Source organism: Sphingomonas sanguinis NBRC 13937, from assembly GCF_001591005.1.
GTDB lineage: Bacteria > Pseudomonadota > Alphaproteobacteria > Sphingomonadales > Sphingomonadaceae > Sphingomonas > Sphingomonas sanguinis.
This window is the reverse complement of record NZ_BCTY01000001.1, coordinates 41,321-52,144: the sequence shown is the minus strand read 5'-3', so window position 1 is coordinate 52,144 and position 10,824 is coordinate 41,321. Positions and strand designations below refer to the sequence as shown.

Sequence of the window (10,824 nt, the reverse complement as noted above, 5' to 3'; positions counted from 1 at the left end):
CGCCATGAGCGATATCATCATCCGCGTTGCCGCCCGAGGCGACGGCGTGACCGCGAACGGCCGCCATGCCGCCTTTGCCGCCCCCGGCGACACGCTGGCCGAGGACGGTCGCGTCACGCCCGGCCCGCATCATCAGACACCGCCATGCGGCCATTTTCCGCGCTGTGGCGGGTGCCAGCTCCAGCATCTGGACGATGAAAGCTATGCCGGGTTCGTGACCGATCGGGTCGCCTCGGCGCTCGATGCGCAAGGGCTGACCGCGCCGCTGCGTCCGACCCATGTCTCGCCGCCGCACAGCCGCCGTCGCGCGACGCTCCATGCCGAGTTCAAGGGTGGTCGTGTCCTGATCGGCTTTTCGGAGGAAAAGAGCCACGCCATCGTCGACATGGCGGAATGCCATATCCTCGACCCGCAGCTATTTGCGCTGGTCGCGCCTTTGCGCGGGTTGCTCCAGCGGCTGGGGTTCAAGCGGCGCGGTGATGTGCACCTGACGCTGGCCGATCAGGGCGCGGACGTGCTGGTCACCGGCTTTTCACCCGACGGGCTGGAAGCCGCCGAGGCGATCATCGGCTTTTGCCAGCGGCACGGCGTCGCGCGCTTCGCGGTCGATGACGGGCTCGGCCCGGAAACGCGCTGGGAGCCGGAGCCGGTGACGGTCACGCTGGGCGGGGTGGGCGTGCCCTTGCCGCCGGGCTCCTTCCTGCAAGCGACGCGCGATGGTGAGGCGGCGCTGGTCGCCGCCGTGCGCGAAGCCGTGGGCCAGCCGCGTACGACCGCCGATCTGTTTGCCGGGCTCGGCACCTTTGCGCTGGCGCTACCCGGTAAGGTCTACGCGGCCGAGGGCGCGCGCGATGCGATCCTGTCGCTGAAGGGCGCGGCCAATGCGACCGGGCGGATGGTGTTTGCCGAGCATCGCGACCTGTACCGCCGTCCGCTGACAAAAGCCGAGCTCGACCGCTTCGACGCGATCGTCCTCGACCCGCCGCGCGCGGGGGCCCGCGATCAGGCCGAGGCGCTGGCCGTGGCGGAGGTGGGCGCGGTCGCCTATGTCTCGTGCAACCCGGCGAGCTTCGCGCGCGATGCCAAGGCGATGGTCGAGCATGGCTGGCAGCTCGACTGGGTGCAGCCGGTGGGGCAGTTCCGCTGGTCGACCCATGTCGAATTGGCGGCGCGCTTCTCGCGTCAGCTTTCCTCCGGGTAATCGGCCGCCACGAAGAACAGCCCGTCCGACGGCGCGTTCAGCCCCAGCTGCGCGCGGTCGCGGGCGACCAGGGCCGCCTCCACATCGTCGGGCGACCAGCGGCCCATGCCGACCAAGGCCAGACAGCCGACCATCGACCGCACCTGATGGTGGAGGAACGAGCGGGCGGCGGCGCGGATATACAGCCGCGCCCCCTCTCGCTCGACCGACAGCAGGTCCAGCGTCCGTACCGGACTATCCGCCTGGCAATGCACCGAGCGAAAGGTGGTGAAGTCGTGCCGTCCGACCAGCCGCGCGGCGGCGTCGGCCATCGCAACTTCATCCAGCGGCTGCGGCACCTGCCAAGCCAGTCCGGCCTCATGGGTCAGCGGCGCGCGGCGGTTGACGATCCGATATTCGTAAGACCGACGGATGCATGAGAAGCGGGCGTGCCAGTCGTCCGGCACCGTCATGCAGTCGAGCACCGCCACCGGGTTCGGCCTGATCCGCGCGTTGATCGCCTCCATCAGGCGAAAGGGCGCGATGTCCTTGGCAATATCGACGTGCGCGCGCATCGCCAGCCCGTGCACACCTGCGTCGGTGCGACCCGCCGCATGGACGGCGGTGCGCTCGGCCGTCACGGCATGGACGGCATCCTCCAGCGCTTGCTGCACGCTTGGCCCATGCGACTGACGCTGCCAGCCCATGAAGGGCCGCCCGTCAAACTCCACCGTCAGCGCGAATCGCGTCAAAGCCGCGTTCCCGCCGGAATGGCGAAGCCGCGCAGCAGCTCCTGCGCGCTCGACACGCCGCGTCCGGCACGCTGGACCGTCATCGGGCGCAGCGCGCCTTCGCCACAGGCGATGGTCAAATGTTCGTCCAGCACTTCACCCGCCGCGCCCTTCGCGTCGATCGGTTCGGCGGACAGCATCTTGATCCGCTCGCCCTGAACCTCGAACCACGCGCCCGGCGCAGGCTGGAAGGCTCGGACCTGGCGTTCCAGCTGGGCGGCGGACTGGGTGAAGTCCAGCCGCGTCTCGGCCTTATCGACCTTGGCGGCATAGGTGACGCCGTGCTCGGGCTGGGGACGCGGCGGATAGCGATCCGGGTCGACCAGGACCTGGACCATCAGCCTGGCCCCCATCGTCGCCAGTTCGTCGGTCAGCTCGCCGGTGGTCTTGCGCCCGATCGGGGTCGAGCCCTCCAGCCGCACCGGTCCGGTATCGAGGCCCGCCTCCATCTGCATGATGCCGACGCCGGTCACCACATCGCCTGCCAAGATGGCCCGCTGGATCGGCGCGGCCCCCCGCCACCGGGGCAGCAGCGAGCCATGGACGTTCAGACAACCCAGGCGAGGCGCATCCAGGATCGGCTGCGGCAGGATCAGACCATAGGCCGCGACGACCGCGACATCGGCTCCGAAGTCCGCAAACCGCGCCTGTTCCTCGGCGACACGCAGCGATACCGGCGTCAGGACCGGGATGCCCAGGCTTTCCGCTGCCTGCTGCACGGGCGAGGGCACCAATTGCCGTCCGCGACGCCCGCCGGGACGCGGTGGCTGGCTATAGCTGGCGACGACATCATGCCCGGCCTCGACCAGCGCGTGCAGGACCGGGACGGCAAAGCCCGGCGTACCCATGAAGATGATCCGCATGAGCCGTCCTCTCCCCGCTGGCGGGACGGCGCGCAACCCCCTATCTGTCCCATATGGCATCCCCCGAGATCGAGGCGCTGACCCAGGCGCTGGCGCGTATTCCTGGCCTTGGCCCCCGATCGGCACGTCGCGCGGTCCTGCATCTGCTCAAGAAGCGCGAGGCAGCGCTCAGCCCGTTGTTGGCCGCGTTGAGCGCGGTGGAGGAGCGGCTGGAGACCTGCTCGACCTGCGGCAATATCGACACGGCAAACCCGTGCGCGATCTGCTCCGACCCCCGGCGGGATGCAGGGGCGCTGTGTGTTGTGGAGGAGGTCGCCGACCTCTGGGCGCTGGAGCGGTCGCGGCTTTTCCCGGGGCGTTTCCATGTGCTCGGCGGGCGTCTCTCGGCGCTCGAGGGTGTGAGGCCCGAAGATCTCAGCATCGACGCGTTGGTCCGCCGCATCGAGGGCGGCGGGGTGGACGAAGTGGTCCTCGCGATGAACGCGACGCTGGAGGGGCAGACCACCGCCCACTATATCGCCGAGCGGATCGAGCGCTTCCCGGTGCGCGTGACGCAGCTGGCGCATGGCCTGCCGGTCGGCGGCGAACTCGATTATCTCGATGAAGGGACGCTGGCCCAGGCGCTGCGGGCGCGGCGGCCGGTCGTCTGATCCGCTGGCTTGACGGTTTGGGCCGCTGACCGTAGCGAAACCGTCATGGCCATTCTTCCCATCGTCGAAGTTCCCGACCCCCGCCTGCGCCTCGTCTCCAAGCCCGTCGAGACGGTGGACGACAGCGTCCGCCAGCTCGTCTCCGACATGATCGAGACGATGTATGACGCGCACGGCATCGGCCTGGCCGCGATCCAGGTCGGCGTCGACCAGCGTATCCTCGTCATCGACCTGCAGGAGGAAGAGGATGAGGAAGGCAAGCCGATCAAGAACCCCCAGGCCTATATCAACCCCGAAATCCTGTCGGTCAGCGAAGAGCTGTCGACCTATAACGAGGGCTGCCTGTCGATCCCCGAGCAATATGCCGAGGTGAAGCGGCCCGCGACGTGCCAGGTCAAGTGGCTGGATGAAAAGGGCGACGCGCATGAGGCCGAGCTCGACGGCCTGCTCGCCACCTGCATGCAGCATGAGATCGATCACCTGAACGGGGTGCTATTCATCGATCATGTCAGCCGACTGAAGCGCGACATGCTGATGCGCAAGCTGACCAAGCTCCGCAAGGGCTAAGCCCAGCCGACCGTTGCGTTTCCCGAAGCCGGTCGAATAGCCTTGTTCGACCGGCTTCGTTCGTTCTATGTTCCGACCTGTTTCCCGTATCTGACAGGTTGTTGAAATGCCCGAATTGATCGCCGTCGCGCTGCTCGCCCTATTGCTGGGGGGCGTGGTCGGCTGGCTGGCCGCGCGGCGCACGGCCGATGGGCTGGCGGCCGAGCTGGCCACCGCGACGACGCGCGCCGCCGAGGTCGAGCCGCTGCGCGCGGCTCGCGAGGCGGCCGAACGGGAACGCTCCGATGCGCTCCAGGCGCTGGCCGAGCTACGGGGCCGGGCGGCCGATCTCGATGTGATCCGGGCGGCGCGCGATGCCGTAGAGGCGGAGCGCAACGCGGCGCTGCGGGAAATTGCTGAGTTACGTGCGCGGGCGCAGGAGCGTGAGACCGCCTATGCCCAGACGCTGGAGGCGCTTGGCCAGGCCCGCGAACAGATCAATGCCCAGTTCGGCGAGGCCGCCGCCCGCGCGCTGGAAGTCGCCCAGCGCCAGTTTCTGGAGCGGGCCGAGGCGCGGTTCCGTCAGTCGGAGGAAGCCTCGGGCCAGACGCTCAAGGCGCTGCTCGACCCGGTGCACCAGCGGCTCCAGCGCTACGAGGAAGGGGTGCGCAAGGTCGAGGACGAGCGCCGCGATGCATTCGGCGAGTTGAAGGGGCAGATCGAGGCGATGCGGATCGGCCAGGAACGCGTCTCAGGCGAGGCAGCGAAGCTGGTCAATGCGCTGCGCAACGCCCCCAAGGCGCGGGGTCGCTGGGGCGAGCAGCAGCTTCGCAATGTTCTGGAAACCTGCGGCCTGTCCGAACATGCCGATTTCCAGACCGAGGTCAGCGTCGCGGACGGTGAAGGCGGGCGTCTTCGTCCCGATGCGATCGTGCGCGTGCCGGGCGGCAAGGCGCTGGTCATCGATGCCAAGGTCTCGCTGAACGACTATCAGGATGCGTTCGGCGCGGTCGACGAGGCTGACCGGCAACTGGGGCTGTCCCGCCATGCCGCGGCGATGCGCGCCCACGTCAACGGGCTGGGCAACAAGAGCTATTGGAGCCAGTTCGAGGACACGCCCGACTATGTGATCATGTTCGTCCCCGGCGAGCATTTCCTGTCGGCGGCGCTGGAGCATGATCCGACGCTGTGGGACTTTGCCTTCGACAAGAAGGTGCTGCTGGCGACGCCGACGAACCTGATCGCCATCGCCCGGACCGTGGCCGCCGTCTGGCGCCAGGAAAAGCTGGCGCAGCAGGCGCATGAGATTGGTGTGCTCGGCAAGGAGCTGTTCGGCCGCTTGTCGGTCATGGGTGGCCATGTCGCGAAGCTGGGCAAGAATCTCGATACGGCGATGACCGCTTATAATGCCTTTGTCGGCAGCCTGGAGAGCAATGTCCTGACCAGCGCCAAGCGCTTCGAGGCGCTGAACATCGATACGGGCGGCAAGACGATCGAGTCGCCACCGCTCATCGAACAGTCGGTGCGTCCATTGACCAAGCTGATGCCGGTGGCGGAGCTGACCGGTGCGGCGGAAGTGGCGGAGTAACGGTCGCCGTCCTGACGGAGTGGCTGGTCGCCATCTCCGTCAGAGGCGAGTGATATTGTTCAGCCCGCCTTCGCGCCGCGTTGCTGGGCCAGAACTTCATAGGCCATGACCGCCGTCGCCACCGCCGCGTTCAGGCTGTCCGCCTTGCCGAGCATCGGGATCTTCACCAGCGTATCGCAGGCGGCGGCATAATCGTCGGGCATCCCCTGCGCCTCGTTGCCGGTCAGCAGGAAGGTCGGCGCGGTATAATGCGCCGCGCGATAGTCCGAGTCGGTGTCCAGGCTGAGCCCAACCAGCTGGCCCGGCCCTTGCCGCAGCCAGTCGAGAAACAGCTGCCATTCGGTCCGCACGATCGGCACGGTGAACAGCGCGCCCATGCTGGCGCGCACCGCTTCGACTGAAAAGGGATCGACGCACTCACCGATCAGGATCAGGCCGCCCGCGCCCACCGCATCGCCGGTGCGCAGGATCGTGCCCAGATTGCCCGGATCACGCAGGCGCTCGGCGACCAGCCAGATACCGGCCTTGCTGCGATCGAGATCGTCCAGCGTGACCGCGAATTCCTCGAACACGCCGACGACCGCCTGCGGATTGTCCTTACCCGACAGCTTGGACAGGATGTCCGGCGTCGTCTCGATTGCCTCGCCCTCGGCGGCCTCAACCGCCTTGACCAGATCGCGGACGAGCGGGTGATTGGCAGAGGGCCTGGCGTAGAATAGCAGGTGCGGCAGCCGCCCCGTTTCGCGCGCCTCGGTCAGGATGCGCAGGCCCTCGGCCAGGAACTGGCGCGCCTGCTTGCGGTGACGCTTGTCGCGCAGGTCGCGCACCCACTTGATCAGTGGGTTGGAGTAAGCGGTAATCTCACGAGGCATCAGTCTTCGCCGAATTTCGCTTCCACCAGCGCGGCCAGCGCTTCGACCGTCGTATCCGCACCGTCACCGGCCGCGCTGATCGTGATGGTGTCGCCCATGGCGGCGCCCAGCATCATCAGGCCCATGATCGACGTGCCGGTCACCGCGCTGCCATCCTTGGCCACGCGCACCTCGCAGGGCTGGGTAGAGGCGAGGGTGACGAACTTGGCGCTGGCGCGGGCATGGAGGCCACGGCGATTGGTGATGAGGACGGTGCGGCTCTGTTCCGTCATGCGGCGGCCTCGCCCAGCACTTCGGAGGCGACCGAGATATATTTGCGACCCGCCTCACGCGCGGCGGCGACGGCGTCGACCACCTGCATCGACTTGCGCGCCGATCCCAGACGGATGAGCATGGGCAGGTTCATGCCCGCGATCACCTCAACCCGGCCACGCTCCATCAGCGAGATGGCGAGGTTGGAGGGCGTGCCGCCGAACAGGTCGGTCAGCACGATCACGCCGCGCCCGGCATCGACGGTGGCGATGGCGGCGGCAATGTCGGTGCGCCGCTCCTCCATGTCATCCTCCGGCCCGATCGCGATGGTAGCGATCCGCTCCTGCGGACCGACCACATGTATCATCGCGGTCACGAACTCATCGGCGAGCCGCCCGTGCGTCACCAGAACCAGACCGATCATGTCAGACACGCATATCCATCATTGCTTGGCCGGCCCGGCTTCCAGAGAGTCTTTCGGCACGGCACTCAAATCACGATGTACCACCGTGGGCGAAAATCCGCTTTTGCGCAACCGTTCCGCGATCCGTTCGGCGACATGGACCGAACGATGTCTCCCGCCGGTACAGCCGATGGCGATAGTGATATAGGATTTTCCGCTGGCGATGTAGCGCGGCACCAGCGTGTCGAGCAGCGTCTCGATCTGGCCCACGGCGGTCTCGTAAACGGGATCGCGGCGGATATAGTCGATCACGCCCTGATCCAGCCCGGTGCCCGGGCGGAGCTCAGCCGACCAGTGGGGATTGCGCAGAAACCGCATGTCGAACACCAGATCGGCGTTGCGCGGCAGCCCTTTGGAGAAACCGAAGGACATAACGGTCAGCACCGGCTCACTGAGCCCCTCGACCGCGTAATTGGCGCGCAGCCACTGGCCCAGGTCGTTGCTGGTCATGTTGGTCGTGTCGAGCAATCGGTCGGCCATGTCGCGCACTGGAGCGAGAAGCGCCCGTTCATGCGCGATGCCGTCGTCGGCCGATCGGTCCATGGCCAGGGGGTGGCGGTGGCGAGTCTCGGCATAGCGCCGTTTCAGTTCCGCGCCGCCGCAATTCAGGAACAGCGTCTCGATCGCCAGATTGGGGCTTTCGTTCAGCCGCCGGATGCTCTGTGTGATCTGGCTGGGGGCGAAGTCGCGGGTGCGCACGCCGATGCTGATCGCTAGCGGCCGGTTCTTGCCCTCCATGCCACGCGGCGGCGCGGCCTCCAGCAGGCCATCGAGCAGGAATAGCGGCAGGTTGTCGACCACCTCCCAGCCGAGATCTTCCAGCGTCTTCAACGTCGTCGACGTGCCCGCACCGGACATGCCGGTGACCAGCAGGATACGTTTTCGGTCCATTATAGGCGTTCCTTGAGGCACGATACCAGAAGCTCGACCTTGATCGGGGCCGAAGCGGGAAAGGGGAAAAGGCTATAGAGGGGGATCGTGACGCCCGCGATCACAGTTTCGCGGGGGTTTGGCAGCCGCTCTTCGCCTTCGGCCTCGTTCGACAGGTGAATAGCGAGCCCGATCATCGCGGTCGGGCGATGCGGCATGGGCATGATGCCCACCCCGCGCACTTCGATCAGTCCCGCGATCCGGTCCGGCACGACGACTTGGAGGCCGCCATCGACCTGTCGAGCGTGGAGATAATCGTCGCCGATCAGCGTCGCGCCGCGATCGATCAGCCGCAACGCCAGATCGGATTTGCCCGCCCCCGACGGACCGAGCAGAAGCACGCCGGTCTCGCCGATCGCCACGGCGGTCGCGTGGATCAGTTCCGGTTCTTGCGACCCCGTCATGCGCCCACCGCCAAGGGAAGACGAACGACGAAGCGGGCACCGCTCAACCGGTCTTCGCGCGACTCGACATGGATGCGGCCTTGATGCGCCTCGACGATCGTCCGCGCGATAGCGAGGCCAAGGCCCGAATGCTGGCCGAAATCCTCGCTGCTCGGGCGGATCGAATGGAAGCGCCGGAAGATTGCCTCGCGCGCTTCCTCCGGCACGCCGGGGCCTTCATCCTCCACCCGGACGACAACATCCTCCTGCTCGCGCGCCAGGCTGATTGCGACAACGGCATCGTCGGGCGAGAAGGACAGGGCGTTGACGATCAGGTTCTCGAACACCCGCTCCAACCGGGCGCCCTCGCCCGCGATGACGGCGGGGCCGGGTTCGGTCGAGTCGAAACGCAGGCGGATGCCCCGCTCGACCCCGCGCGCCTCGCGCTGAGAGATCAGGCCTGCCAGCAGGGCGTGAAGGTCGACCGGATCGAACTTGGCACGGCTGAGCTGCGCGTCCAGTCGCGAGGCATCGGAAATATCGGTGATCAGCCGGTCCAGCCGTCGTACATCGTCGCGCACGATCGCCAGTAACTGGGCCTGGAGATCGGGGTCGTGGACCGTCTCCAGCGTGTCGACGGCGGACCGCAGCGATGCCAGCGGGTTCTTCAACTCATGCGTGACATCGGCGGCGAACGCTTCGGTCGCGTCGATCCGGGCGCGCAGCGCCAGGCTCATGTCGGACAGGGCGCGCGCCAACATCCCCAGTTCGTCGCGCCGGTCGGGCAGGCGCGGCACCACGACCTCGCGAGCGCGCCCCAACCGGACCCGTACCGCCGCACGAGCCAGGCGACGGAGCGGCCGGACGATCGTCCTGGCAAGAAACAGCGACAGCAGCACGGAGATGAGCGCGACGAGCGCCAGCAACACGCTCAAGCGAAACCGTTCGATCCGCACCGTCTCGGTGATGAAGCGGGCGTTTTCGGTCGCCATGATCGTGCCGCCGCCGGGCAGGGGGGCGGCGGCGGTGATGACGGGAGTGCGATCCGGTGCACGCCATACGGAAGCGGACACGCGCCCCTCACGCGCCAGCCGCACATCGGGCCATTCCGCGCCGCCACGTCGCTCGCGATAGAGCGGGGGCCGCGCCGCGCCGACCACCGTGTCGATCCCGGCGTCCAGGAAACGTGCGATCACCTGCCCCCAGTCCTGCTTGTCGGGATCGCGCAGCACGACATTGCGGATGCCGAGCGCGCGGCTGTCCGCCACCAGATTGCCCCCGGCATCGAACAGCCGGATGCGCCCCCCGGTATCGCGGGCCAGCCGCATGACCAGCACATCGCGCTCCTCGCTCCGCACCGAGGTCAGCGCCTCGCCCATCAGCCGCACTTCGCGCAGCGACTGGGCAACCCGGTTGTCGAGCAGCCGGGTACGATAACTGTCGAGATAGAAGAATCCGCCCGCCAGCAGCAGCAGAGCAAAGATGTTGATCGCCAGAATCCGCTGTGTCAGCGAGATCTGGCCCGACCAGCGTAACGCCAGGTCGGGGGCTTCACTCCTCGGAGAATCGGTAGCCGGCGCCATAGAGCGTCTCGATGGCGTCGAATTCGGGGTCTACCTGCCGGAACTTGCGGCGCAGGCGCTTGATGTGGCTGTCGATGGTGCGGTCGTCGACATAGATGTCGTCCTGATAGGCGGCATCCATCAGCTGGTTGCGGGTGCGCACGATGCCGGGGCGCTGCGCCAGCGTTTCCAGGATCAGGAATTCTGTGACGGTCAGCGTCACCGGCTCATCCTTCCACGTTACGCGGTGCCGTGCCGGGTCCATCGCCAGCGCGCCGCGCGTCAGCGGCCCCTGCGCATCGGCAGCGGGGGTCCCCTGCGGCGTGCCGACATATTCCGACCGGCGCAGGATGGCGCGGATGCGCGCGATCAGCAGGCGCTGGGAGAAGGGCTTGGCGATATAGTCGTCCGCGCCCATCGCCAGGCCCAGCGCCTCGTCCAGCTCGTCGTCCTTGCTGGTCAGGAAAATGACCGGGATCTGGCTCTTCTCCCGCAGGCGACGAAGCAGCTCCAGCCCGTCCATGCGCGGCATCTTGATGTCGAAGATTGCCAGGTCGGGCGGATTGTCGGTCAGCGCCTTCAACGCCGCCTCGCCATCGGCATAGACGCGGGTCACGAATCCCTCTGCCTGCAGCGCGATCGACACCGAGGTCAGGATGTTCCGGTCGTCATCGACCAGCGCGATGGTTGCGGTCATGCGATCAACCCCAGAGCCCTGTCATGCGAAGGAACCGCCATGAAGGT

13 protein-coding genes are annotated in these 10,824 nt (G+C 67.4%); 4 read left to right on the top strand and 9 right to left on the bottom strand.

From position 1 onward, the window contains the following. The first annotated feature begins 4 nt into the window (after nucleotides 1–4). Nucleotides 5–1,201 carry a class I SAM-dependent RNA methyltransferase gene (locus tag SSA01S_RS00260; RefSeq protein WP_061778681.1) on the top strand — a complete coding sequence of 399 codons (1,197 nt, stop codon included), beginning with the start codon at nucleotides 5–7 and terminating at the stop codon, nucleotides 1,199–1,201. On the opposite strand, the gene truA is transcribed toward SSA01S_RS00260, so the two are convergent. Then, nucleotides 1,183–1,932: a tRNA pseudouridine(38-40) synthase TruA gene (gene truA / locus SSA01S_RS00255; RefSeq protein WP_061778680.1), complete on the bottom strand. Its 750-nt coding sequence runs from the start codon at nucleotides 1,930–1,932 to the stop codon at nucleotides 1,183–1,185. The genes SSA01S_RS00260 and truA overlap by 19 nt on opposite strands. Next, nucleotides 1,929–2,834, bottom strand: a complete 906-nt coding sequence (gene fmt / locus SSA01S_RS00250; RefSeq protein ID WP_061778679.1) for a methionyl-tRNA formyltransferase — start codon at nucleotides 2,832–2,834, stop codon at nucleotides 1,929–1,931. The genes truA and fmt overlap by 4 nt, the downstream gene beginning before the upstream one ends. A 53-nt stretch (nucleotides 2,835–2,887) precedes the next feature. Between fmt and recR the strand changes: the two genes are divergently transcribed. From recR to SSA01S_RS00235, 3 genes are all read left to right on the top strand, one after another. After that, nucleotides 2,888–3,484 carry a recombination mediator RecR gene (gene recR, locus SSA01S_RS00245; protein WP_061778678.1) on the top strand — a complete coding sequence of 199 codons (597 nt, stop codon included), beginning with the start codon at nucleotides 2,888–2,890 and terminating at the stop codon, nucleotides 3,482–3,484. Nucleotides 3,485–3,529: 45 nt separating this feature from the next. Beyond that, on the top strand, nucleotides 3,530–4,051 hold the full coding sequence (gene def, locus SSA01S_RS00240; RefSeq protein ID WP_061778677.1) for a peptide deformylase: 522 nt from the start codon (nucleotides 3,530–3,532) through the stop codon (nucleotides 4,049–4,051). A gap of 106 nt (nucleotides 4,052–4,157) precedes the next feature. Then, nucleotides 4,158–5,618 carry a DNA recombination protein RmuC gene (locus tag SSA01S_RS00235; protein ID WP_061778676.1) on the top strand — a complete coding sequence of 487 codons (1,461 nt, stop codon included), beginning with the start codon at nucleotides 4,158–4,160 and terminating at the stop codon, nucleotides 5,616–5,618. Between the two features lie 59 nt (nucleotides 5,619–5,677). Here SSA01S_RS00235 and SSA01S_RS00230 read toward each other — a convergent pair whose 3' ends face one another. The 7 genes from SSA01S_RS00230 to SSA01S_RS00200 are packed head-to-tail and all read right to left on the bottom strand — an operon-like array spanning nucleotide 5,678 to nucleotide 10,777. Further along, nucleotides 5,678–6,490 carry a TrmH family RNA methyltransferase gene (locus tag SSA01S_RS00230; RefSeq protein WP_061778675.1) on the bottom strand — a complete coding sequence of 271 codons (813 nt, stop codon included), beginning with the start codon at nucleotides 6,488–6,490 and terminating at the stop codon, nucleotides 5,678–5,680. Beyond that, nucleotides 6,490–6,762, bottom strand: coding sequence for an HPr family phosphocarrier protein (locus SSA01S_RS00225; RefSeq protein ID WP_061778674.1), 273 nt, complete (start codon nucleotides 6,760–6,762; stop codon nucleotides 6,490–6,492). The genes SSA01S_RS00230 and SSA01S_RS00225 overlap by 1 nt, the downstream gene beginning before the upstream one ends. Then, entirely contained in the window at nucleotides 6,759–7,166 is a 408-nt protein-coding gene (locus SSA01S_RS00220) for a PTS sugar transporter subunit IIA (protein WP_061778673.1), read from the bottom strand. The genes SSA01S_RS00225 and SSA01S_RS00220 overlap by 4 nt, the downstream gene beginning before the upstream one ends. A gap of 18 nt (nucleotides 7,167–7,184) precedes the next feature. After that, the gene (rapZ, locus tag SSA01S_RS00215) at nucleotides 7,185–8,096 is read right to left on the bottom strand and encodes an RNase adapter RapZ (RefSeq protein WP_061778672.1); all 912 of its coding nucleotides are present in this window, start codon (nucleotides 8,094–8,096) and stop codon (nucleotides 7,185–7,187) included. Then, a complete protein-coding gene (locus SSA01S_RS00210; RefSeq protein ID WP_061778671.1) occupies nucleotides 8,096–8,539 on the bottom strand; it encodes an HPr kinase/phosphorylase in 444 nt (147 codons plus the stop codon). Before SSA01S_RS00210 ends, rapZ begins: the two co-directional genes overlap by 1 nt. Beyond that, nucleotides 8,536–10,101, bottom strand: a complete 1,566-nt coding sequence (locus tag SSA01S_RS00205; protein ID WP_061778670.1) for a sensor histidine kinase — start codon at nucleotides 10,099–10,101, stop codon at nucleotides 8,536–8,538. The genes SSA01S_RS00210 and SSA01S_RS00205 overlap by 4 nt, the downstream gene beginning before the upstream one ends. Beyond that, nucleotides 10,070–10,777 (bottom strand): response regulator transcription factor, encoded by a 708-nt coding sequence (locus SSA01S_RS00200; protein ID WP_061778669.1) that lies wholly within the window; start codon nucleotides 10,775–10,777, stop codon nucleotides 10,070–10,072. Before SSA01S_RS00200 ends, SSA01S_RS00205 begins: the two co-directional genes overlap by 32 nt. Nucleotides 10,778–10,824 lie beyond the last annotated feature (47 nt).